Genomic DNA, 24,284 nt, shown 5'->3' with positions numbered 1-24,284 from the left:
GTTTTTTTGTGTGAATTTATATCGTTTCCCCGTTCCATCTGTCATAAAAACCGTCTTCAGGAGACACAATATCCGAAGGGAGGCGGTGCACGATGGTGAATGTGAGCAGACAAATCATTCTTTTGCTTTTTTTGAGCATTCTTTTTTGTTTCAGTCAGCCTGCTTCAGCAGGATCTTTGACACAAACACAAGTGAACATACGAAATAAGCCCTTTTCACCTTTTATCTTTGATCAATTTCAAGTAGATGTCCGTCCGGTTCAAGGAAAAAAACGTGATCTTCAATTTAGGGCATCTATTAGTCAGTCAGAGCAAATTTTGTCTGCAAACTTGTACTATAAACAGAGTGATGAACTAGGATATCGATTGATCCCAATGGAACGATTGCCGGGGATGAAACCAGAATTCACAGCGAAAATCCCGCCAGATCAATTGTGGAATCCAACAGTTCATTACTATACAGAATTCCTGACGCAGAAGTCTGTCATCAAAACAACCGAACAAGCAGTTCACTTAAACGGATTTGAAGAGGATCTCTCACAAATTCCTGAGCTATTGATGACAGAAATCGTCGTGAATTCAAAAAACCGCAAAGGCAAGGATGCTTTTGAATTCATCGAGGTGTATAACACAACTCATGCACCCATTTCACTTCGACATTACCAGCTTCGCTATCGCAATCCAGCGCAAGGCGTGGAGATGGATGATATATATTCATTCCACACAAGTCCTATCACCATTTCTCCTGGAAAGCCGTACGTATTTTGGCTTAGAAAAAAAGGACAGGAGCATTTAACGGTAGCGGACTTTAATGCGATGTACAAAAGTCATTTAAAAGAGGGCGAGCATCTATCGGTCATTGAGAGTAAAGGATTGTCCAATTCTAAATCCCGCCTTGTTTCTATCACAACAAATATAGGAGAAGAGGTATCGTCGGCATCCTATCGTTTAAAGCCTTCATTGTTTAGCGAGCACAGATCGTTACTGTTCAAGTATCCAATGGATGGTACGACACAAATGAAGCTGATCTCGAAAGTGGAGGAAGAGCCAACACCCGGAAAAGTGTTAAAAGCACAAATTCCAACTGAAAAAAAAGAAATATCACAAGATGTTCATAAACCTGTGATCGAAGATATGACAGACAATCAACCGATAAAACCAACTGAAGGCATTGAAATGAGGGCAGATGTGCAGGATGATCAGTCCGTCAAAACGGTCAAATTGCGATATCGAACCAATCGTCATGAAGATTTTAAAGAGGTGTTGCTTCAAAAGGATCATAATGATCGGCTGTTTCACTATATTATTTATTCACCTGAGCTCATCGGTAAAGATCGATTGGAATATCAGATTGAAGCGTCTGACGGCGAAAATCAAGCAATGACAATGAAAAAAACAATTGATGTGGAACAAGTAAGCAAAGCTCACGGCCTTCGATTGAATGTAGAAGAAGGAGATACGGTTTCTGGCGTATTTCACTTAAAAGCAACAGCAGATCAGAAAAAAAGCATACAATTAATGATAGATGGAAAACCGATTCGACAAGTATTCCCTGCACTTGAAGCAGATCCATATCTTGCATTTGATGTCAAAGGGACAAATTTATATTTTAAGAATGGTGTGTCTATAGGTAAGCACTTACTTTCCATTTTTGATGATTCGACAAAAGTGTATCGCACCTATACGATACCAATACCAGAAAAACACTTAGAAAAGGCAGGTCCACAAACGATATCATTCCATGCTGGGACGAAGTCATCGCCGTTTGACCGATTTCCTGGAGAAAATCACGATGATTTTGAATTGAAAAATGTCCAGATGATTTTATCGAATGGAACTCAAATTCTGCCTCTAAATGCGAGCCAGCATGAGGAATGGAAAATGGGCGACGATGGCAGCGCTAAGAAGGTGAGAGCATTTCAGTTTCAAATCCCGAAGCAGGCATATGCTTCAAGCTATATTCAGTGGGATACAAGAAGGCTGAAAGAAGGAGTACATGTTGTTCAGGCTAAAACCGCAGACGAATCTCAATCTGTACGTGTGAAAGTCGATAATACGGGTCCGAAAATCAAGAGTAATATACAGGCAAATGACCAATATAAAGGCGTCTTTACGTTAAAGGCAAAGGTGACGGATCGTTGGAGTGACATAGCGGAGATGAAGGCATATTTAGATGGAAAACCGATCTCTTTGCCTTATCAAACGTCCTCTAGCGAATTAGAACCTGGAGAACACACATTGAAGATAAAAGCAAAAGATGCCGCTGGAAACAAATCAACTTTGAAAAAGGTTTTTAAGACGGTACATGAACACCCTGAAACGCCAGAGAGAGTGTCAGATAGGACAAAAAAGGAATCATCTAAGCAAACAGTGCTAACCAATGATCCTACTAATGATCAGTTAGATTACTCCTTTTACCGTGCCTATCAATATACATCGCTGCATCCGTCCATGAAGATTTTCAAATATGCAGCGGAAACAGAGCCGCCAAAACATTTAAATGAAACAGGGGAAATGATTTTTTCTGATCGAGAAAGAAATCGCATTGCATTTGCTGATGGTAAATCAGTGGAAACGAAAGATCTACAGCATTTTCCTTATCATCGCTTTCAAATCAAGGTTCATCACGATGTACGTGAAAAGGATGTTGTCGAGGCTGTATGGAAAGGAAGCTCATTATCAGGGAGAAAGGTAACGATGTACGCTTGGAATCATCAGCAAGAAAAGTGGGATAAAATCACTCATCACTTTGCCAAGGATGAAAAGGAATTTTACCTGAAAGGGCTGCTGTCAGTCAGACAGTATATGAAAAATCAAACGTTTGATTTGCTTGTACAAGATGAGATCAGTAAGACGTTAAAGCCTTATAAGATGGTGTGGATGTCTGATACTCAATATTATGCCAGAAGTTATCCTCATATTTTCAAAAAAATGGTCGAGTGGATCAGAGATCAAAGGGACCCATTAAATATTCAATATGTGTTCCATACAGGTGATATTGTGGATGATTCAAAGGATAAGCAATGGAATCGTGCCGATACGTTTATGCGTGTGTTAGATCAGCATCAGATTCCTTACGGTGTATTAGCTGGTAATCATGATGTCAGACACAAAGACGGCCATTATAGGGAATATGGGAGATACTTTGGAGCAAAACGCTTTGAAGACAAGCCGTATTACGGTGAATCCTATCAAAACAATCGAGGTCATTATGATCTTATCTCTGCTGGTGGCAATGATTATATGATGGTGTATATGGGCTGGGGGATCAAGCAAAATGAGATTGACTGGTTAAATCGAGTCATTTCTGAACATCCAGATCGCATTGTCATTTTAAATTTCCATGAGTATTTGTTAGTGAGCGGCAATCGAAGCCCAATTGGAGATTTGATCTTCCATCAAGTGGTAAAACGTCACCCGAATATTGTCGCAGTATTTAGCGGTCACTACCACGGAGCCAGTCGAAAAGTAGATGAGATTGACGATGATCATGATGGAAAAGTGGACAGAAAAGTATATCAAATCCTTGCAGATTACCAGTCAGGTCCTGAAGGCGGTCAAGGTTTTATGCGGCTGATCACTGCTGATCAAGAAAAAAATCAGCTTCATTTCACCACATACTCACCCTACTTGAATCAAGAACATTTTTATGATCCAAAAACGTATGGAGATCAAGATGAATTTTCAATTGATGTCGATTTAACACCTAAAATGAAATCCGTTAAAACCAATTATTTTGAATTGAATGTCTACACAAACGTTCTTCTTGGAGAAGTCAAAGGTGTGAAAAGTGGTAAAAAAGCAACCTTTGAATGGAAAGGGTTAAAGCCAAATCAAGAATATTATTGGTACACTGTCGCAAAAGACCGTTTCGAAGGGAAAGCGATTTCGCCTATATGGAAAATTCATACAAAAAATGATGATCAATCAACATTTCTTAGGAAATAAAAAACTGTGCTTTCAGGAGCACAGTTTTATCTTTCCATTGTGTGAGTGAGCTTGTATCGATCCCCTCTATAAACGGACATGACATACTCGAATGGAAGGTCATTTTGAAAATAAGTTGTTCTTGCAATGGAGAGAACAGGGTCCCCTAATGAAATAGACAGCACGTTAGCTTCTTCCTTTGAAGCAACATTGGCTTCAAGCTCCTGCTTGGCATGGGCGATGGTTAGACCTGTGTTCGCTTCTATATATTCATATAAAGATCCAGTTAAATGTTCCTTTGTGAGCTCGCCAGCAAATTTTTCAGGAATATAACTCGTTTCAATAGCCATTGGTTCATCGTTTGCAAGGCGGATTCGTTTTAATTCATAGACATCTTCACTGTTCGACAGCTGTAATGATTGCAGCAAGTGCTCTGGGCATGCGACTTTTTTGAAATCAATCAACTGACTTGAAGCTTTGAGCCCACGTTGACGCATATCTTCTGTAAAGCTTGTTAAGCCCTGAAGCGGTTGTTCAAACTTCTTTCGGCTAACAAATGTTCCTTTTCCTTTTTGCCGGTATAAATATCCTTCGTTCACAAGGTTCGATAAGGCTTGTCTGACAGTCATTCGGCTAATACCAAAGCGTTCGGCATATTCTCTTTCAGAAGGAATGAGTGTATCAGGTGCTAACGTTCCATCCTCAATCTGCTTTTTCAAGTTCTCCATAATCTGATGGTACATGGGGATAGGTGACTGCTTATCAATAAACATGTGAAAATCCTCTCGTGTTTAGCGTAGTGAACCAGCTTCTCGATCAATAAAAATCGTCACATCTTCATGAAGTTTCAGAGCAGATGCAGGGAAGCCTGGGTGAATCTCTGTTCGTTCTAAATATTGTATCACGTCCGCTTTTGATTTTCCTGATGCGAGAAGGAGAATTTTTTTACTTGAAAGAATGCTTGCAATTCCCATTGTAATGGCATGTGTAGGTACCTCATCTATAGAAGAAAAGTACCTTGCATTGGCTTGGCGAGTGTGTTCATCTAATTGGACGACATGCGTCTTTGAGTCAAAGGGAGTACCAGGTTCATTAAACCCGATATGTCCATTTTGTCCGATACCAAGTAGCTGAAGGTCAATGCCCCCTAAATCTTCAATGAGCTGATCATACCTTAAGCACTCTTCTTCCAAGTGAGCAGCAGCACCATTGGGGAGGAAATATTGATCTGATGGGAGATCAATATGGTCGAATAAATGACGCTTCATGTAAGTCATATAACTATTTTCATGATTTGGATCAATTCCCACGTACTCATCCAGATTCACTGTTCTTGCTTGTTTGAAAGACAATTGTTCTGTTTGATGCAACTGAATTAACTCTTTATAAGTGTCGATTGGTGTGCCGCCAGTTGCCAAACCGAGAACCGCATCTGTTTTTGATTCAATGGTACGTGCAATGAAAGCAGCTGCTGCTTTTCCTAATTGATCTTTATCTGCAAATTCGATGATGTTCATCAGTGTGTGGCCTCCTTTTTTTCATAAACGATTTGTCCATGGCAGATCGTCATCATGAGTTCGCCAGCTTCATCCCAAATGACCAAGTCTGCCAGTTTTCCAACTTCGATCGAACCGAGCTGATGATCGATCCCGAGCTGAGTGGCTGCATTTGTTGAGGTCATTTGAGCAATTTCTGTCCATCCACATTGTGTGATCTGTCTCATACGTTTGACCCCATCTTTCATTTGTAAAATCGATCCTGCAAGTGTTCCATCTGCCAGCAATGCTTTTTCACCGCTGACTGTCACAGTCTGTCCGCCAAATTCGTAGGTTCCCTCTCCAAGTCCTTTTGCACGCATTGAGTCTGTAATCATGATCAAACGTTCACTACTCTTTGCCAAATACGCAAGCTTTACGGAAAGAGGATGTGAATGAATGCCATCTGTAATCAGCTCAGTCAAAAGCTTTTCGTTTGTAAGCGCAGCCCCTGCAACATTTGGCTCACGATGCTGAAATGAACTCATCGCATTATAAAGATGCGTGACATGACGCGCGCCGTGCTTTGCTGCTAGTTCAATCATGTCATGAGGAGCATTTGTATGTCCAATAGAAGGAATGATATTTTTTTCTTTTAGCAGGGAAAGAAATGCAAAATCAGTATCTTCCTCAGGTGCAAAAGTGACAATTCGAATCAGCTGATCAGATGCACTCAGCCATTTCTCAAAAAGAGGAAGGTTAGCCTGTGTAATCCATTGAGCAGGCTGCGCTCCAGCTTTATCTTTAGAAATAAAAGGACCTTCTAGATGAATGCCTAAACATTGTGCCTGACTTCCAGCTTGCTTTTTATTATAGGGTCTCCACTGTGCGACATTTTTAAGTGCTTGCTCAATCTCTTGGTGATTTTGTGTAATGGTTGTTGCTAAAAAGCTTGTCGTTCCTTCTGCGGGTAAGTGATCAGCAAGTGTATTCATGGCTTCTGGTGTGGCATCCATCATATCTGCACCATATCCCCCATGGATGTGAATATCAATCATTCCGGGGAGTAAATAAAAGTTTTCCCGGGAAATATATACTTTTTCATAATTTCCTGTCGGCGGTGATGTTGAAATATAGTCGATTTTGCCATCGCGTAAACCGACAAAACCGTTTTCAATGATTTCTGTCTTTGTCACAATATGAATATTGGAGAGCAATAAAGAACTGCTCATGATTGTGCCCCCTTATTCTCGTCGTTAGATTCAGTTTACCTTTTTTAAGTATAGTTGTCTATACCAGTAAATGTGAAGAAACAGGATCAGGATAAAATACTATTTTGGGTTCATCATTGAAAGTGATAAAATAGAGCTGTATTTCTGAAACGCCTGCGATAAAAGGAGGAAGAAGCGTGCCGAAAGTTCGTACGAAGGACATAATGGAACAATTTCATCTTGAACTGGTAAGTGGGGAAGAAGGGATTAATCGTCCCATTACAATCAGTGATCTTTCCAGACCAGGTATTGAAATGGCTGGATATTTTACATATTACCCAAAAGAAAGAGTTCAACTTTTAGGGAAGACAGAGCTTTCTTTTTTTGAACAGCTCCCAGAACGCGAACGAAAGCAGAGAATGATGTCTCTTTGTACAGATATTACCCCTGCCATCATTTTGTCACGAGATCGTGAAGTACCAAAGGAATTGATCGAAGCTTCAAACGAAAATGGAGTGCCGGTTTTACGCTCAAGCTTAAAAACGACAAGACTTTCGAGTCGATTAACGAACTTCTTAGAAAGCAAGCTTGCACCAACGACTGCGATTCATGGCGTACTCGTGGATGTATATGGTGTAGGTGTGCTGTTAATTGGAAAAAGTGGTGTAGGTAAAAGTGAAACGGCTTTAGAATTAGTGAAGAGAGGACACAGGCTGGTTGCAGACGATTGCGTGGAAATCAGGCAAGAGGATCAGGATACGTTAGTTGGAAGTGCACCAGAGCTGATTGAGCACCTTCTAGAAATCCGTGGATTAGGCATTATTAATGTGATGACCTTATTTGGAGCGGGCGCTGTCAGAAGCTATAAGAGAATTACGATTGTTATGAACCTTGAGCTTTGGGAACAAGGCAAACAGTATGACCGTTTAGGACTTGAGGAAGAAAAAATGCGAATCATCGATACAGATGTACCAAAGCTGACCATCCCTGTACGTCCGGGACGAAATTTAGCGGTCATCATCGAGGTAGCTGCAATGAATTTCAGATTGAAACGAATGGGACATAATGCAGCGGAACAATTTACAAGTAAACTTGCCGATGTCATTGAAGACAATGGCCAGGATGAATAGGAGCTGTCTATATGAATGAAGCAATTCAACCAATTGATCCGATTGCTTTTCAGCTCGGACCTATTTCGGTTCATTGGTATGGTGTGATTATTGGGGTCGGAGCGCTGCTTGGACTCTGGCTCGCATTAAGGGAGTGTGAAAAAAGAGGCATCAATAAAGATATGTTTATTGATCTCATCTTATTTGCCATTCCTATCGCCATTATTTGTGCACGAATTTATTATGTATCCTTTGAATGGGATTATTATCAGCAGCACCCAAATGAAATCATCAAGATTTGGAATGGCGGAATTGCCATACATGGCGGATTAATAGGGGCGGTGCTGACAGCGATTGTCTTTACTAAAGTGAGGAAGGTGTCCTTTTGGAAAATTGCCGATGTCGCAGCGCCTAGTATTTTACTAGGGCAAGCCATCGGGCGCTGGGGGAACTTTATTAATCAGGAAGCGCATGGTGAGGCTGTTTCAAGAGCCTTTTTAGAAAATTTGCACCTGCCTGAGTTTATTATTAATCAGATGTACATTGACGGGACCTACTATCACCCTACGTTCTTATATGAATCATTATGGAATATCGCAGGCGTTTTGATATTAATCTTATTACGTAGAACATCATTGCGTCGAGGCGAAATGTTCTTGTCTTATTTAATCTGGTATTCAATCGGCCGTTTCTTCATTGAGGGAATGAGAACAGACAGCTTAATGCTGACTGAGCACCTTCGAATTGCACAGATGATTTCAATTGCTATATTTGCAGTGGCTATCTTGTTGATTGTGTTTAGAAGAATCAAAGGATATGCATCTATACCGTATAAAGAGAACAACTCATCAAATTAAGCAAGGGGGATAAAAGATGAGGGAGGCATGGAAAAACGGCTTGAAAGCAGGGTTATCGACAACTTGGACACTTGGAAAAGTCATTTTTCCGGTTACCATTCTCGTTAGTATCTTGCAGCATACACCTGTGATGGATTGGATGATACAATTCATCCGTCCATTTATGGGTCTGTTTGGTCTTTCAGGGGAAGCGGCCATTCCGCTTGTTTTAGGAAATATGCTGAACTTGTATGCGGGTATTGCAGCCATCTTGACATTAGAGCTGCCTGTGAAGGAAGTGTTCATTTTAGCGGTCATGCTCTCTTTTTGTCACAACTTGATCATCGAATCAACGGTGGCGGCGAAGGTTGGGCTGCGGGTGTCTATCATTTTGCTAGTCAGAATCAGTCTTGCCGTCGTGTCAGCAGTTGTCATTCACCTCGTTTGGCAGGGAGGCGAGGAGCCGGCGCAATATGGTTTGCTGACAGCTGCTCAGTCGGCTGATGTGCCTTCTAGCTGGTATATGATCGTACTTCTTGCTTTACAGAAAGCTGTTCTTGGTGTGTTGCAGCTGGCTTGTATTGTCATTCCTCTCATGATCATCATTCAATTCATGAGAGACTTAGGGTGGCTCCATACGCTGTCTAAGTGGCTGTCTCCTTTTACGAGAATGCTTGGAATGAAAGAAAATACGTCTATGACGATGGTGGCTGGTTTAACCATTGGTCTTGCCTACGGGGCAGGCGTCATGATGAAGGCAGTGGAAGAGGACGGTGTCAGCAAAAAGGATTTAACGCTTGCTTTCATTTTCCTTGTGGCGTGTCATGCGGTGGTCGAAGATACACTCATTTTCATTCCATTAGGTATTCCAGTATGGCCGCTTCTTCTTATTCGCCTTATTTCTGCTATTTTATTGACAGCTGCCATCAGCTATATTTGGCGGAGGCGGGAACATGCAGCTGTTAGAAAGGAAGCTATATGAACCAATCAACTATTAACACAGTGCTATTTGATTTAGATGGCACATTAATCAATACAAATGAATTAATTATTGCTTCATTTCAGCATACGCTTGATCATTATTACCCTGGTCAATACAGCCGTGAGGATATCCTTCATTTCATTGGTCCATCATTATTTGATACATTCTCTGCAATGGATCCGAATCTGACAGATGATATGATCCAGATGTATCGAACGTTTAATCATGAACAGCATGATCTGCTTGTGACGGAGTATGAGACGGTGTTAGACACGTTGAAAATTCTTCAGGATCAGGGATTTAAGCTTGGTATTGTGACAACAAAAATCCGTGATACGGTCTTAATGGGATTAAAGCTGACTGGATTGGAGCCATTTTTTGAGGTCATTGTCACACTTGATGATGTACAAAATGAAAAGCCGCATCCAGAACCAGTTCAACTGGCATTATCCAAGCTCGGCAGTGATCCGCATGAGGCGATCATGGTTGGTGATAATTATCACGACATTTTATCTGGTCAAGCGGCAGGGACGAAAACAGCAGGTGTTGCTTGGTCTATTAAGGGAGAAGAAGCCCTGTTAAAGCATCGCCCAGATTATATGCTGCAGAAAATGAGTGATCTCTTGGCGATTGTTGGAGCTGATTAAGTTGAGAAAAACAGATCGTTATCCTGTCAAAGGGGTCAATTCGCTTAGACAAGTCTATCGGACGGTCCCCTTTCTCAAGGTTGTGAAAAACTTTATCTTTATTCAACTGGCAAGGTATACGCCTTTTATGGGAATGAAAAATTGGATTTATCGCACCTTCCTTCGAATGAAAGTCGGGGAGGATACGGCGTTTGCTTTAATGGTGATGGTCGATCTCATGTTTCCTGAGAAAATCACTGTCGGTCGAAATAGTGTGATTGGCTATAACACAACCATTCTGTCCCATGAGTATTTGATTAAAGAGTATAGGCTTGGGGAAGTCTATATTGGTGATGAAGTGTTAATTGGAGCAAATTCAACGATTCTACCTGGAGTGACAATTGGTGATGGTGCGATTGTATCGGCGGGAACTCTTGTGAACAAAGATGTTCCGGCAGGCTCCTTTGTTGGAGGAAATCCAATGCGGATGATATATACAAAAGAGGAAATGGAAGCACGTCAATCTTCGTCTGCTGAGTAGCTCGGCAGACTTTTTTGTTGACATTCTAACATGGTGTAACTATAATGATTACAACAGAGGTGAGAAAACATGAAAATCAGCAGCAGATTTACTGTCGCTGTCCATATTCTGGCCTTGCTATCACTTGAAAAAGGTTCTTTACAGACATCGGAGGATATCGCAGGAAGTGTCAATACAAATCCAGTGGTGATTCGCCGTATCATGAGTAAGCTCAAAAAAGCAGGCCTAATCTCAACGAGTCTTGGCAAAGGCGGTTCTCAATTGAACCGAAGTGAGGATGACATCACACTGCTCGATGTGTATAAAGCGGTTGAAGTGGTGGATGAGGGAGAGTTGTTTCAAATTCATGAAAGCCCAAACCCTGACTGTCCGATCGGTGCCAATATTCAAGCTGTACTAGAATTAATTTTGTGCCGTGCTCAAAGTGCGATGGAGCAAGTGCTTGCTGAGATCAAATTAAGTGAATTAACGCAGGTTTTAATCAAAAAAATTGGATGATCTATTCAATTTTTTTTACCTCTGTTGTAACCATTTCGGTTACATCTTAAGTGATCAAAATAACAATATATTGTAGGAGGAATTTACATGAACATTGGAATCATTGGCGCAACAGGTAAAGCAGGACAACACATTTTAAAAGAAGCTCAATCGAGAGGGCACGAAGTAACGGCAATCGTTCGAGATGCACAAAAAGTGACCAATTCATCAGCAGCTGTTTTAGAAAAGGATGTTTTTCACTTAGAGGCAGGAGACGTCAAAGGTTTTGATGTGATCGTAAATGCATTTGGTGCCCCAGCAGGACAAGAGCACCTTCATGTAGAAGCAGGAAAAAAACTCATTCATCTCTTAAAAGAGACACCAGAAACGCGTTTAATCGTTGTGGGAGGCGCTGGAAGTTTATTTGTAGATGAGGCCAAAACAACTAGACTGATGGACACACCGGAGTTTCCAAAGGAATACTTTGCTACTGCTTCACACCAAGGAGAAAACTTAAAAGATCTTCAAAAGACCGAAGGATTAAAATGGACATTTTTAAGTCCAGCAGCCTTCTTTAATCCAGCAGGCAAACGGACAGGTGCTTATGTGAAAGGCAAAGACCATCTTATCGTTAATTCGAAGGGTGACAGCTATGTGAGTTATGCTGACTACGCCGTTGCGCTTGTCGATGAGATAGAACAAGCTGCTCATGTTGGAGAACGTTTTACTGTGGTTTCTGAAGCAGAATAAGAATATAAAAACCCCGCTATTTAGCGGGGTTTTATGCTTTAATGATAATCGCCTGGCTGCCCATCTGTTTCCAAGAATCCTCAAACTGTTCACGATCGACTTTTTGATTCTTCTCTCCGTATGGATTATTTAAGTAGACGTGATCTTTGTCATAGCCAGTGATGACCACGCTGTGCATATTAAAGCTGATATCTATTTTCCCATTTGGTGTATTCCATGTTTCAATATTATCTGTTTTGGCAAAGGTCGAAGTGGTAATGACCCAGACAGGATAACCTTTTTCAAGTGATTGATAGATGGCCTTTTTGACTGGCTTGCCGGTTAAGTCAACGGCTTGATTACCTACATATTTTTTCGCAAGCTGATAAATGGGTTCATGATACACACCAAGACCTGGCCCATTCTCCATATCGCCTACAAACCCGTCATGAGGGTCTCCTTTTAAGCCATTCTCATAATTGAGCGGGACACGCTTCATCTCGTTTGCCAATGCGTTTTTCGTTATATGCTCATAGCCGCTGTAATGAAGAAGCATGGCTAAGCTCGTGACTTCGCATCCGTTATAAAGCTTTGGTGCATCCATTTGATTAAAGAGGATGACGTCCATGGCTTTTTTATTTCCTTTTAAACTAGAATGTGTCGTTTCTGTTTTTTTCGTAGAACGTGTTTCTTCTGCTGCTAGTGCGGTATCATTTTCTTTTTCTTTGGCTTCTTGCGGTGACGTTGTTTTCTTGACTTGGTCGAATTGTGAAATGAAAATAAAGCCGAAATAAACAAGACATGCGCACAACAAAGTTAAGATTAATGTCTGGATGAATTTCACTGTAATCTCCTGTGTTATTCAATATTTTTAAGTATTATAGCATGTTCCTAAAGCAAAGAGATCAAAAAGGATTAGGTGTCATTTTAATGTAATATATGAACAAATGATTAAGGAAAAAAGGGGAAAATAAAAATGATTGATTTAATCACTTTATTTTGTTAGCATATTATCATATTAGCGAACTAAAGGATTCGGAATTTTTTGTTTTAATGTGTTGGAGGTGCGGAACATGTTCATGTTTGAAAAACCATATGGTATGCGAGATTCATTACCAGGATTGTATGAGACGAAGAAAAGGGTTAGGCATTCTTTAACAGAGGTCATGAATGGTTGGGGTTATCGTTTAATGGAAACGCCAACGCTTGAATTTTACGATACAGTCGGTGTTCAATCAGCGATTACAGATACGCAGTTGTTTAAGCTTCTTGATCAAAATGGTCAAACCCTTGTGCTTAGACCTGATATGACGGGACCAATTGCGAGAGTGGCGGCCTCAAAGCTTCACGAACAGGCATATCCGCTTCGAGTCGGTTATGCAGCCAACGTGTTTCGGGCACAGGAAAGAGAAGGCGGAAGACCTTCTGAATTTGAGCAGGTCGGTATTGAATTGATCGGTGATGGTTCGATTAGTGCAGATGCTGAAGTCATAGCGCTTGTTGTGTTTGCATTAAAAAATGCCGGACTTCAATCCTTCAAAATTGCGATTGGGCATGTGGCTTTGGCTGAGACCTTGTTTTTAGATGTACTAGGGAATACAGAGCGGGCGAACGTATTGCGCCGATTTTTATATGAAAAGAATTATGTGGGATACAGGCAGCATGTCAAACAATTGCCTCTCTCATCCATCGATAAAACAAGGCTGCTCCAGCTTTTAGAGCTGCGCGGCGGTCAAGAAGTGACCCAGCAGGCTGAAGAAATTGTGGTCTCACAAGAGGGCAAAGAAGTGCTGGCGGAGTTAAAGGCGCTGTGGGAGACACTTGAAGATTACGGCTGTACAGAATATATCCGTTTGGATTTAAGCATGGTCAGTCATATGAGCTACTATACGGGGATTTTGTTTGAAGTATTTGCAGATCATGTTGGGTCTGTGATCGGAAGTGGAGGAAGGTATGATCAATTGCTTGCTCACTTTGATGCACCCGCACCCGCTACAGGCTTCGGACTTCGATTAGACCGTCTTCTTGAAGCGCTCGACGCAAAAGAAATAAATGAGCCCCAAGAGGCTGTGATTTTTAGTAAAGAACAGCGGCTTGAAGCATTTGATTTTGCAGAAAAAGAGCGGACAAAGGGCAAAAGGATTGTTCTCCAAGACTTAGCAGGTATTGAAAATATCGATGCCATGACCAAGGCATTTGAGCAAGTGACTTATTTTATCGGCGCTAGAAAGGAAGAGCAAAATGGGTAAAGTGTTGACAATGGCAATGCCAAAGGGGCGGATATTTGAAGAGGCAGCAGGGCTATTAAGACAGGCTGGATATCAGCTGCCGGAGGAATTCGAAGATTCAAGAAAACTAATCATTGATGTGCCGGAAGAAAATCTCCGCTTTATTTTAGCGAAGCCAATGGATGTGACGACATATGTAGAGCACGGTGTAGCAGATGTGGGCATTGCAGGGAAGGATGTCATGCTTGAAGAAGCACGGGATGTGTACGAAGTGCTCGATTTAAACATTAGCAAATGTCATTTAGCTGTAGCGGGCTTGCCGGGAGCCAGCTGGGGCGGTGTCGCGCCGCGTGTGGCCACAAAGTACCCAAATGTCGCTTCTTCTTATTTTAGAGAACAAGGTGAGCAGGTGGAGATCATTAAGCTAAATGGTTCCATTGAATTAGCACCGCTCATCGGACTTGCCGATCGAATTGTTGACATTGTCTCCACCGGTCAAACACTTAAGGAAAATGGACTTGTCGAAACGGAACATATTTGTGACATTACGTCACGTTTTATTGTCAATCCTGTGAGCTATCGAATGAAGGATGCGGTAATCGATGAAATGGCGCAGCGTCTGGCAAGAATCATCGAAGGAGAAGGGGAGGAAACATCATGAACATCACCTACATACAAGAAGGTGAGACAGACACTCTCTCACTCAAGCGTTCTCTAGATACAGGAACGGAAGAGCAGCGACTGGCTGTTCAGCGGATTATCGAAGAAGTGAGAAAAAATGGTGACGAAGCCGTACGGTCTTTCACGAAGCAATTTGACGGTGTCTCTATTGAACAGCCACTTGTGACGGAGGATGAAAAGACAAAAGCCTACGAACGTTTGGACCCGGAGATGATCCAAATCATCAAAACGGCGATCCGGAATATTCGAACATACCACGAGCGTCAGCTAACCTCCTCTTGGTTTTATCACCAAAAGGACGGCTCAATGCTAGGTCAGAAAGTAACACCGCTCGATGCGGTCGGTGTATATGTCCCAGGCGGAACGGCCGCCTATCCATCATCTGTTTTAATGAATGTGATCCCGGCACTTGTTGCCGGCGTTGAGCGAATTGTCCTTGTGACACCGCCAGGAAAAGACGGTCGTCTATCTGACGCTGTACTAGTAGCAGCGAAGGAGCTGGGCATTTCAGAAATGTACAAAATGGGTGGTGCTCAGGCGATAGCCGCTCTTGCATATGGAACGGACAGTATCCAGCCTGTTGATAAAATCACCGGTCCAGGAAACATTTATGTAGCACTTGCCAAACGGGAAGTATTTGGTCAAGTAGACATTGATATGATTGCGGGCCCAAGTGAAATTGCTGTTTTAGCAGATGAAACGGCAACTGCACATGAGGTGGCAGCTGATTTGCTTTCACAGGCAGAGCATGATGCATTGGCATCTAGTATTTTGGTGACACCATCTAAAGGATTGGCTGAAGCAGTGCAAGCAGAGGTGCAAGCGCAGCTTGATAATTTGCCAAGGAAATCAATCGCAGCACAATCTATTCAAGACCATGGTTATATTTACGTGACAGAATCTTTGGATCGTGCAGTTGATATCGTGAACCAGTTAGCCCCAGAGCATTTAGAAGTGCTGACGGCGTATCCAGAATCACTACTTGGTCAAATCAAGCATGCTGGAGCAATTTTCTTAGGGCGTTACAGCCCAGAGCCGGTAGGGGATTACTTCGCAGGACCGAACCATGTGCTACCAACAAACGGGACGGCAAGATTCTCCAGTCCGCTTGGTGTCACGGATTTCCAAAAGAAAACGAGCATCATTTCATATAGCAAAGAAGCCTTCGAAACACATAGGGAAAGCATTGCGGCTTTTGCAAGATTAGAAGGGCTTGAAGCACATGCAAGATCGATTGAAGCGAGAAAGCGGGAGGAATCAAAATGAGACAGGCGGAAACAGCGAGACAGACAAATGAAACGAACATTTCGTTAGCGCTAGAGATTGATGGTGAAGGAAAAGCGGATATTCAGACCGATGTCCCTTTTATGACGCACATGCTCGACTTATTCACGAAGCACGGACACTTTAACTTAACTGTAGATGCAAAAGGAGACACAGATGTCGATGATCACCACACAACAGAAGATATTGGCATTGTGCTTGGGCAGATGTTGAAAGAAGCGCTCGGGGATAAGAAAGGAATTAAGCGCTACGGCTCTAGTTTTGTTCCAATGGATGAAACTCTCGCCCAAGTCGTCGTGGATTTAAGTAATCGTCCTCATTTGGAAATGAGAGCGGATTTCCCGAGTCAGAAGGTCGGCACCTTTGATACGGAGCTGGTTCATGAGTTTCTTTGGAAATTTGCCCTTGAAGCACGAATCAATCTGCATGTGATCGTTCACTATGGAACCAATACCCACCATATGATTGAAGCCATTTTTAAAGCGATGGCACGCGCCTTAGATGAAGCAACAACCATTGATCCGCGTGTGAAAGGGATCCCGTCGACAAAGGGGATGCTCTAATGATTGGCGTCATTGACTATGGAATGGGAAATTTGTTTAGCGTATCAAAAGCACTGGAACGAGCAGGAGCGTCTTATATCGTGTCTTCTGAAGCAGAGGAGCTGAAAAAGGCAGATGCGTACATTTTGCCAGGAGTCGGTTCATTTCGTGATGCGATGCAGCTGTTAAGACAGACAGGACTTGAGGCGTTTATCCACCAAGTCGTGCAGGAAGGAAAGCTGTTATTTGGCATTTGCCTTGGCATGCAGTTGTTGTTTGAAGAAAGTGAAGAAGCAGGAAAAACAAAAGGGCTAGGCCTTTTAAAAGGACGTGTCGTTCTTTTGAAGGATCGTGATCAGGATGGACAAAGGCTGAAGGTGCCTCATATGGGCTGGAACGAGCTAGCATTTCACCAGCCGTCACCATTATTTGACGGTGTGCCGGAAGGATTTGCATACTTTGTTCACTCTTATTATGTGAGCGGCATGAATCCAGAAGACCTATTGGCAAGTGCGCCCTATGGTGTTCAAGTACCTGCCGTTGTTGGGAAGGGGAATGTGTTTGGAACGCAGTTTCACCCTGAAAAAAGCAGTACAACAGGAATGGCACTGTTGAAACAGTTTATTCAATTAGCAAACGAACAGAGGGTGAGCAAATGAGTGATTTTACATTATATCCAGCAATTGATATGAGAAATGGCAAATGTGTACGACTTGTGCAAGGAGACTATGACCAAGAAACCATTTATGGAGATTCACCGTTAGACATGGCGAGACGGTTTGCAAATGAAGGAGCGAAATGGATACATCTCGTTGATTTAGATGGCGCAAAAGCAGGAAAACGCGTGAATCACGAGCATGTGCTATCGATTGCTTCCTCATTAGATGTGAATGTCCAAATTGGCGGCGGCATTCGGACAGAAGAAGATGTTGCATTTTATTTAAACAATGGTGTATCAAGAGTCATTCTTGGCAGTTCAGCGGTGTCAAACCCGGTTTTTGTGAAAAAAATGCTGGCGCAATATGGGGAGAAAATCGCCATTGGCATTGATGCACGAAACGGTTTTGTATCGACTGAAGGCTGGCTTGAAACGTCGGAAGTGAAGGCGGAGGAACTTGGTCAGGAACTGGCAAAGGAAGGCGCAGAGGTCTTCATTTTCACGGATATTCAAATGGATGGCATGCTGTCTGGTCCAAATGTGGAAAGTACGGTTCGATTAGCAGAAGCAACTGGCAAACAAGTCATTGCCTCAGGTGGTGTCAGTGCAGTAGGTGATCTGCAAAAGCTGTCAGCACAAAAACAGACAGGTGTGTCTGGTGCCATCATTGGCAAGGCGCTGTACACAAAGCAATTTACTTTAGCAGAAGCGTTTGAAGGGCTTGACAGCATATGATGACAAAACGAATCATTCCATGTCTTGATGTAAAGGAAGGGCGTGTGGTCAAAGGGATCCAATTTCTGGGTTTGAAGGATGCTGGTGATCCGGTCGAATTAGCGCAGATCTATGACGAGGAAGGTGCGGATGAACTCGTCTTTCTAGATATATCTGCCTCTCATGAAGGCCGAAAAACGATGGTGGATGTGGTTAAACAAGTGGCATCCACTCTCGCTATCCCGTTCACGGTGGGCGGCGGGATTAACCACCTTGATGACATGAAGCGTATATTAAGAGCGGGGGCAGACAAGGTGTCTGTGAACACAGCGGCTGTTTTAAGACCGGAACTAATAACAGAAGGAGCCGACTTTTTTGGTTCACAGTGCATCGTTGTTGCGATTGACGCGAAATACGATGAAGAGAAACAAGCATACATGGTCTATACGCACGGAGGGCGCCGTCAAACGGATTTAGAAGTGAGTGACTGGGCGAAAGAAGCCGTGCGAAGAGGAGCAGGCGAGATCTTGCTGACTAGCATGGATGCCGATGGTGAGAAAACGGGCTTTGAGCATCGTTTGACGAGGCTTGTATCAGAAGCAGTCACAGTGCCAGTTATTGCTTCAGGAGGTGCTGGCAATGCGCAGCATATGCTGGAGGCTTTTACAAAAGGTGAAGCTGATGCCGCACTCGCAGCCTCTATTTTCCATTATAAAGAAACCTCCATTCAAGAAGTGAAGACATATTTGAGAGAACACGGGGTGAAGGTAAGATGAAACAGGCAAACGAATTAACCTTTAATGATGCAGGTCTCATTCCTGCCATTGTACAGGATGCTCAAAGCAAAGAAGTTCTTACTTTGGCGTATATGAATCAAGAATCCTATGAAAAAACATTAGAGACAGGGGAAACATGGTTTTTTAGCCGGTCGAGAAATGAGCTTTGGCACAAAGGAGCCACATCTGGACATACCCAGCGTGTTACATCTATTCGCTATGACTGTGATCAAGATGCCCTGCTTGTTCTAGTGACACCAAGCGGCCCAGCCTGCCATACAGGCAGCTATAGCTGTTTTTCAGAAGAGGGCGTGAAACAGCAAAGGGGAGAACAAGACCGCTTTGCCATTTTAAATGAACTGGAACAGGTCATTGCAAAGCGGCAGACGGAAATGCCAGAAGGAGCTTATACAACCTATCTTTTTGAAAAAGGAGTCGACAAAATCCTGAAAAAGGTAGGGGAAGAAGCTTCTGAAGTCATCATTGCAGCGAAGAACCGTGATCAAGAAGAATTGAAATGGGAAACAGCAGATCTCCTGTATCACCTTCTTGTGTTATTACGTGAACAGCAGCTGCCTCTTGATGATGTATTAAAGGTATTGAAAAAGCGCCATCAAGGGGAATGAAAAGCTGGGGGTACCCCCGGCTTTTTGCTTTTAAATGAAAAACAAATCCTTCCTTTCCTTTTGTTCTATGTGACGACTCATGAAGTATGTTATACTACACACGGTACACTGTTCGAAATGGAGGGTATCGGTGAGTAAATACACTTCTCAAAATAATCACACACAAGTCGTCCAGCTATTCCAAGATGGGCATTACTTTTTTCATAAAGGTCTAAAAGCATATAGAGAAAGAAATCTGTCTAGGGCAAGTAAGTTGATACAGCGGGCCATCGTACTTGAGCCTGAAAATGTAGAAATGCTGTCGCAGCTTGCCATTATTTATACTGAAATGGGTCATTACCAACAATCTAATGAACTGCTTGATTTTATCCTTGAACACTTGGATGAGAACATGTCAGAGTGTCACTACTTTAAAGCCAATAATTATGCGAATCTCGGTTTGTTTCAAGAGGCATATAGATGCGCCACTGCTTATGCTGCGCTGGAAGAAGACGGGGAATTTGCAGATGAAAATGACGATCTCCTCGATCTGCTTGATATGAGTGACGATGTTGATGAAGATTTTCCTTATGATCAGGATGATCTGATTGTAAAGCAGGATCAAGCCAACCATTTGCTAGAAAGCGGCAGGCTGGATGAAGCAATCGAGATGCTGGAACAGATGATTGTTGAGTATCCAGAGTTTTGGTCAGCGTATAATAATCTCGCTTTGGCCTATTTTTATTCTGGCCAAATCGATCAGGCAAAAGAAATGTTGAACCGGGTCCTTCATGAAAATCCCGGTAATCTGCATGCCCTTTGTAATCAGCTTGTTTTCTATCATTATGAAAAAGAAGAAGAAAAGGTCAATTTGTTAGCGAAGCAATTAACGCACGTGTATCCAATATTAAGTGAACAGCGTTATAAGCTTGGCGCGACATTTGCCCTTGTTGGAGAATTTGAATGGGCATTTAAATGGCTTTATTCTTTGTATAAAACAGGTTTCCAAGGTGATAGTACGTTTTTATACTGGCTTGCAAGTGCAGCCTATTATACGGGCCACAAAACGCTGGCGCAAACCGTCTGGGATAAGATGGTGGAAGAAGATATTGATGCAGATGAAATCAAGCCGTGGCAAGATAAACCAGAGGAGTCTGAGCCAATGGTTTCAATTGAGGAACGACTCACTGCCTACTATGTCAGCAAACAAAAAGGTGAACGTGACGTCTTGCAATCTGTTCTTGATTCCCGCGCTGCGAAAACGGCCTTTGAACAGCAGTTTATTGAGTTACTTTTATATGAAGATCAAATGGAAGAACGATCGTTTTCAGAAGATGCGGTCTTCGCAAAACAGGCGGCATCTGCTTTGGAAGAAGCGGTGCAGCCTGATAGCCACATGCCATATTTTTGGTTATTCCATATTATTCAGCAAGCACGCGCTTCAGGCGTAGAGAAGAAAAATGCCATTGCATGGGCAGCAGCTTCTTATTATCTATGGATGAATGAACAAGAAGAATCAGCTGTCAGCAAAAAAGAGATCGCAGCTTCTTTTCAGATCAGCGTTCAAACGCTGTCAAAATATGAGAATGTTATTTGTGCGTTCATGGTTTGAATAGGTAAATAGAATCAGATAACAGCAGCATGGCCGAAAAGGTCATGCTTTTTTCTTGGATAAAAAGGTGGGATTTGCTAGGATTTGGCGAAGTATGACAATCTCGACATCTATTTGAAACATAAATGTAATAAAAATATTAGCTCATTTTGTCGATGTGTCATGTATAATGAAACTCGTGGATTAAAACAAAGATATATATTTAAATATTTTACTATACATAATGCAACACCTAGTGATAGAAACAATCTGGTCAACATCTGACTGAATCATCAGGAAGAAAGACACAGGAAGCACAGATTGGTCGCAGAGAATTTGCTGCTTTCTCATGTCGCTTGGGAAATTGTCAAAGGAGGAACTATACGTGAAAAAGTTTATTACTTTCGGTTTAGCTTCGGTGATTGGAGCGAGCGGTTTATTTATTCCATTTACTCATGAAGCAAATGCACAGAACTTTGAACAAAAGAAACAAGAACTAGACAGCAAGCAGTCAGAGGTAAACAAGAATCTTCAAAAGAAAAAAGAAGAGCTTTCAAAGCTTGAGGCAAAACAAGAGGCACTTGCGCTAAAGCTAAAAGAAATTGACGAAAAAGCTTTAAAAACAAGTGATCAAATCGAAGAAAAACAAAAAGAAAACGAAAAAACAAAAAAAGAAATCAAAGCACTGAAAAAAGAAATTGCTGATACAGAAAAACGTATCGAAGAAAGAAACGAATTCTTGAAAAAGCGTGTACGTGCGCTTCAAGAAAGCGGTGGTTCTACGAAATACATAGATGTATTACTAGGAGCAAAAAGCTTTAGCGATTTCATCAGCCGTGCAGGTGCTGTATCTACATTAATCAACGCAGACAGCGAAATCATTAAAGAACAAGAAAGAGACAAAGCGGAATTACAAAAGTCTGAAAACGAATTAAACACAAAGCTTGAAGATGTTCAAAAGACGCTTGCAAAGCTTGAAACACTTCAAACAGACTTAAATAAACAGCTTGATGAGAAAGACAAGCTATTCAAGCAAGTGAAAAAGCAAAAAGGAAGTGCCTCTTCTCAAATCAGCGAGTTAAACACTGAGGCAAACAGCATTGCATCTGAAAAAGACGCAACAATCGCTGCTCAAAAACAAGCTGAAAAAGAAGCAAGAGAAGCTGCTCAACAAGCAAAAGAAGAAAAAGCACAAAGACAACAGCAACGTCAAGCTAGTGTTCAAGCAGAAGACAACAGCTCTAATAATGACAGCGGTTCTTCTTCAAATAACAGTGGATCTTCAAATAATAACAACAACAGCAGTTCACCAAGCAAAAAGCCATCTTCTGGCGGTGGATCACCTGTTAGCAATAACGTAGGCGGAATCGAAGGTGCAATCAGCACAGGTTCTACGATTGTAGGACAATCTCCATATAAATGGGGCGGCGGCAGATCACAAGCCGATATTGACGCACGTCGTTTTGACTGTTCTTCATTCGTTCGCTGGGCATTTGCATCAGCAGGCATCAACCTTGGACCAGTTGGCGGTACAACAACAGATACGCTTGTAGGTAAAGGAAGAGCTGTAAGTGCATCTGACATGAAACGCGGAGACCTTGTGTTCTTTGATACGTACAAAGTAAATGGCCACGTTGGTATTTACTTAGGAAACGGTACATTCTTGAACGATAACAGCTCTCGCGGTGTTTCAGTTGACTCAATGAGCAACGTTTACTGGAAAAAAGCATTCAAAGGCGTTGTAAGAAGAGTCGTTGAATAAATCATTACTTACTATATAACCGTAAACAGGCTTCCTTAAACAGCAGTTTAAGGAAGCTTTTTCTTTTTTTGAAGATATGAGCAAATGATTCGCTTATTATCCGCAGATTTAATAGGATATGGGTAAGGAATAAAAGCTAAGAGTGGAAATGATGCTCTCTGTCATGAATGGAAGCATCACCCAAGGGCATTCTAATAAGAAATGCTAGCAGCAATTGAAGAGGGAGTGACAGTTGTGTCAGAAGAAAAAATCTACGATACGATCATCATTGGAGCGGGTCCTGCCGGAATGACAGCCGCTGTTTATACATCACGGGGAAATCTTTCAACACTGATGATTGAAAGAGGAATTCCAGGCGGACAAATGGCGAATACGGAAGATGTCGAGAACTATCCGGGCTTTGAAAGCATCTTAGGGCCGGAACTTTCAAATAAAATGTTTGAGCATGCAAAGAAATTCGGTGCCGAGTATGCGTATGGCGATATTAAAGAAATTGTAGATGGTGAAGAGTACAAAATCGTCAAAGCTGGTTCAAAAGAATACAAAGGACGCTCTGTCATTATTGCGGCAGGTGCTGAATACAAAAAAATCGGTGCACCAGGCGAAAAAGAACTTGGCGGCCGCGGCGTATCATACTGCGCTGTATGTGACGGTGCCTTCTTTAAAAACAAAGAGCTTGTCGTGATTGGTGGAGGAGACTCAGCAGTAGAAGAGGGTGTTTACCTCACTCGCTTTGCATCTAAAGTCACAATTGTCCATAGACGCGACAAACTTCGTGCCCAAAGCATCTTACAAGCACGTGCATTTGATAATGAAAAAATCGACTTTATGTGGAACAAAACCGTTAAAGAAATCAATGAAGAAAATGGGAAAGTCGGCAGTGTGACATTAATTGATACCGTGACAGGTGAGGAAGAAGACTTCAAAACAGACGGCGTCTTTATCTACATCGGTATGCTGCCGCTGTCTAAACCATTTGAAAATCTAGGGATTACAAATGCAGAGGGCTACATCGAGACAAACGAAAGAATGGAAACAAAAGTTGAAGGAATCTTCGCAGCTGGTGACATTCGTGAGAAAACACTTCGTCAAATCGTCACAGCAACAGGTGATGGAAGTATTGCAGCACAGAGTGCACAGCATTATGTAGAAGAGCTTGCTGAAAAGCTAAAAGCAATGAAATAAACAGCTGTCGTAAATCCTTAATATTGCGTCACGGGCTTTTAACTGGAATGTAACACGGGTGAAACAATTATCCGTTATGATAAAACTAGTAATTGACCCCCTTTTATAAGGAATACATGTTTGGCACGGATGTGAATCCGTGTCCTTTTTTTTGCTTAAAATCAGAAATTCACGAGATGTTCACAAATGACGCATGGAGAACCGTTACATGTTGTAAAATAAAGAATAGAGAAAGTGCCCGTCGCCATATTCATACGAAAACCTGTCTGTTTTCAGTGAAGAACGGGCATGTTCATTGTGGGAGTCATGATGAACCTGTATAATAAGAAAAAGACATAAAAGAGTA

The 24,284-nt window shown here is 42.1% G+C and carries 23 protein-coding genes; 19 read left to right on the top strand and 4 right to left on the bottom strand.

Going from position 1 to position 24,284, the window contains the following annotated elements:
• Positions 1 to 92: 92 nt before the first annotated feature.
• Positions 93 to 3,947, top strand: coding sequence for a lamin tail domain-containing metallophosphoesterase family protein (locus KVT11_RS07370; RefSeq protein ID WP_217608991.1), 3,855 nt, complete (start codon positions 93 to 95; stop codon positions 3,945 to 3,947).
• A gap of 26 nt (positions 3,948 to 3,973) precedes the next feature.
• On the opposite strand, the gene KVT11_RS07365 is transcribed toward KVT11_RS07370, so the two are convergent.
• From KVT11_RS07365 to nagA, 3 genes are read right to left on the bottom strand one after another with little or no spacing between them, the layout of a single operon-like run.
• Positions 3,974 to 4,699 carry a GntR family transcriptional regulator gene (locus KVT11_RS07365; RefSeq protein ID WP_017357890.1) on the bottom strand — a complete coding sequence of 242 codons (726 nt, stop codon included), beginning with the start codon at positions 4,697 to 4,699 and terminating at the stop codon, positions 3,974 to 3,976.
• 18 nt (positions 4,700 to 4,717) lie between these two features.
• A complete protein-coding gene (nagB, locus tag KVT11_RS07360; RefSeq protein WP_210552219.1) occupies positions 4,718 to 5,443 on the bottom strand; it encodes a glucosamine-6-phosphate deaminase in 726 nt (241 codons plus the stop codon).
• Positions 5,443 to 6,633 (bottom strand): N-acetylglucosamine-6-phosphate deacetylase, encoded by a 1,191-nt coding sequence (gene nagA, locus KVT11_RS07355; RefSeq protein ID WP_210552218.1) that lies wholly within the window; start codon positions 6,631 to 6,633, stop codon positions 5,443 to 5,445. Before nagA ends, nagB begins: the two co-directional genes overlap by 1 nt.
• A gap of 176 nt (positions 6,634 to 6,809) precedes the next feature.
• Here nagA and hprK point away from each other — a divergent pair, with 176 nt between their 5' ends.
• The 7 genes from hprK (at position 6,810) to KVT11_RS07320 (ending at position 11,933) form a co-directional block, all read left to right on the top strand.
• Positions 6,810 to 7,742 (top strand): HPr(Ser) kinase/phosphatase, encoded by a 933-nt coding sequence (gene hprK / locus KVT11_RS07350; protein WP_003212943.1) that lies wholly within the window; start codon positions 6,810 to 6,812, stop codon positions 7,740 to 7,742.
• Between the two features lie 11 nt (positions 7,743 to 7,753).
• A complete protein-coding gene (lgt, locus tag KVT11_RS07345; protein ID WP_007500053.1) occupies positions 7,754 to 8,578 on the top strand; it encodes a prolipoprotein diacylglyceryl transferase in 825 nt (274 codons plus the stop codon).
• 16 nt (positions 8,579 to 8,594) lie between these two features.
• Entirely contained in the window at positions 8,595 to 9,539 is a 945-nt protein-coding gene (locus tag KVT11_RS07340; RefSeq protein ID WP_210552217.1) for a nucleoside recognition domain-containing protein, read from the top strand.
• A complete protein-coding gene (ppaX, locus tag KVT11_RS07335) occupies positions 9,536 to 10,186 on the top strand; it encodes a pyrophosphatase PpaX (protein ID WP_007500058.1) in 651 nt (216 codons plus the stop codon). Before KVT11_RS07340 ends, ppaX begins: the two co-directional genes overlap by 4 nt.
• 1 nt (position 10,187) lies before the next feature.
• Complete coding sequence (locus KVT11_RS07330; protein WP_035701530.1) at positions 10,188 to 10,706, top strand: acyltransferase; 519 nt, start codon at positions 10,188 to 10,190, stop codon at positions 10,704 to 10,706.
• A 69-nt stretch (positions 10,707 to 10,775) separates the two neighbouring features.
• Positions 10,776 to 11,204 carry an Rrf2 family transcriptional regulator gene (locus tag KVT11_RS07325; protein ID WP_003213266.1) on the top strand — a complete coding sequence of 143 codons (429 nt, stop codon included), beginning with the start codon at positions 10,776 to 10,778 and terminating at the stop codon, positions 11,202 to 11,204.
• 87 nt (positions 11,205 to 11,291) lie between these two features.
• Positions 11,292 to 11,933: an NAD(P)-dependent oxidoreductase gene (locus KVT11_RS07320; protein ID WP_035389623.1), complete on the top strand. Its 642-nt coding sequence runs from the start codon at positions 11,292 to 11,294 to the stop codon at positions 11,931 to 11,933.
• A gap of 31 nt (positions 11,934 to 11,964) precedes the next feature.
• Here KVT11_RS07320 and KVT11_RS07315 read toward each other — a convergent pair whose 3' ends face one another.
• Positions 11,965 to 12,756 carry a C39 family peptidase gene (locus KVT11_RS07315; protein ID WP_025208035.1) on the bottom strand — a complete coding sequence of 264 codons (792 nt, stop codon included), beginning with the start codon at positions 12,754 to 12,756 and terminating at the stop codon, positions 11,965 to 11,967.
• A gap of 229 nt (positions 12,757 to 12,985) precedes the next feature.
• Between KVT11_RS07315 and KVT11_RS07310 the strand changes: the two genes are divergently transcribed.
• The 11 genes from KVT11_RS07310 (at position 12,986) to trxB (ending at position 23,938) form a co-directional block, all read left to right on the top strand.
• Positions 12,986 to 14,161 (top strand): ATP phosphoribosyltransferase regulatory subunit, encoded by a 1,176-nt coding sequence (locus KVT11_RS07310; RefSeq protein WP_017368113.1) that lies wholly within the window; start codon positions 12,986 to 12,988, stop codon positions 14,159 to 14,161.
• Positions 14,154 to 14,801, top strand: a complete 648-nt coding sequence (gene hisG / locus KVT11_RS07305; protein WP_007500071.1) for an ATP phosphoribosyltransferase — start codon at positions 14,154 to 14,156, stop codon at positions 14,799 to 14,801. The genes KVT11_RS07310 and hisG overlap by 8 nt, the downstream gene beginning before the upstream one ends.
• Positions 14,798 to 16,087 (top strand): histidinol dehydrogenase, encoded by a 1,290-nt coding sequence (gene hisD, locus KVT11_RS07300; RefSeq protein ID WP_017357900.1) that lies wholly within the window; start codon positions 14,798 to 14,800, stop codon positions 16,085 to 16,087. The genes hisG and hisD overlap by 4 nt, the downstream gene beginning before the upstream one ends.
• Complete coding sequence (gene hisB / locus KVT11_RS07295) at positions 16,084 to 16,668, top strand: imidazoleglycerol-phosphate dehydratase HisB (RefSeq protein ID WP_017357901.1); 585 nt, start codon at positions 16,084 to 16,086, stop codon at positions 16,666 to 16,668. Before hisD ends, hisB begins: the two co-directional genes overlap by 4 nt.
• On the top strand, positions 16,668 to 17,306 hold the full coding sequence (gene hisH, locus KVT11_RS07290) for an imidazole glycerol phosphate synthase subunit HisH (protein WP_008348148.1): 639 nt from the start codon (positions 16,668 to 16,670) through the stop codon (positions 17,304 to 17,306). Before hisB ends, hisH begins: the two co-directional genes overlap by 1 nt.
• On the top strand, positions 17,303 to 18,040 hold the full coding sequence (gene hisA, locus KVT11_RS07285) for a 1-(5-phosphoribosyl)-5-[(5-phosphoribosylamino)methylideneamino]imidazole-4-carboxamide isomerase (protein WP_210552215.1): 738 nt from the start codon (positions 17,303 to 17,305) through the stop codon (positions 18,038 to 18,040). Before hisH ends, hisA begins: the two co-directional genes overlap by 4 nt.
• Complete coding sequence (hisF, locus tag KVT11_RS07280; RefSeq protein ID WP_035389615.1) at positions 18,037 to 18,795, top strand: imidazole glycerol phosphate synthase subunit HisF; 759 nt, start codon at positions 18,037 to 18,039, stop codon at positions 18,793 to 18,795. The genes hisA and hisF overlap by 4 nt, the downstream gene beginning before the upstream one ends.
• Positions 18,792 to 19,421 (top strand): bifunctional phosphoribosyl-AMP cyclohydrolase/phosphoribosyl-ATP diphosphatase HisIE, encoded by a 630-nt coding sequence (hisIE, locus tag KVT11_RS07275; RefSeq protein ID WP_076821147.1) that lies wholly within the window; start codon positions 18,792 to 18,794, stop codon positions 19,419 to 19,421. The genes hisF and hisIE overlap by 4 nt, the downstream gene beginning before the upstream one ends.
• Positions 19,422 to 19,551: 130 nt before the next feature.
• On the top strand, positions 19,552 to 21,012 hold the full coding sequence (locus KVT11_RS07270) for a tetratricopeptide repeat protein (protein ID WP_017357904.1): 1,461 nt from the start codon (positions 19,552 to 19,554) through the stop codon (positions 21,010 to 21,012).
• 364 nt (positions 21,013 to 21,376) lie between these two features.
• A complete protein-coding gene (locus tag KVT11_RS07265; RefSeq protein ID WP_017357905.1) occupies positions 21,377 to 22,753 on the top strand; it encodes a C40 family peptidase in 1,377 nt (458 codons plus the stop codon).
• A gap of 234 nt (positions 22,754 to 22,987) precedes the next feature.
• Positions 22,988 to 23,938, top strand: coding sequence for a thioredoxin-disulfide reductase (gene trxB, locus KVT11_RS07260; protein ID WP_024719880.1), 951 nt, complete (start codon positions 22,988 to 22,990; stop codon positions 23,936 to 23,938).
• Positions 23,939 to 24,284: the final 346 nt, after the last annotated feature.

The sequence above is a fragment of the Bacillus sp. GbtcB10 genome (assembly GCF_019091365.1).
Classification (GTDB): domain Bacteria; phylum Bacillota; class Bacilli; order Bacillales; family Bacillaceae; genus Bacillus; species Bacillus altitudinis.
This window is presented reverse-complemented; position numbering and strand designations above follow the sequence as displayed.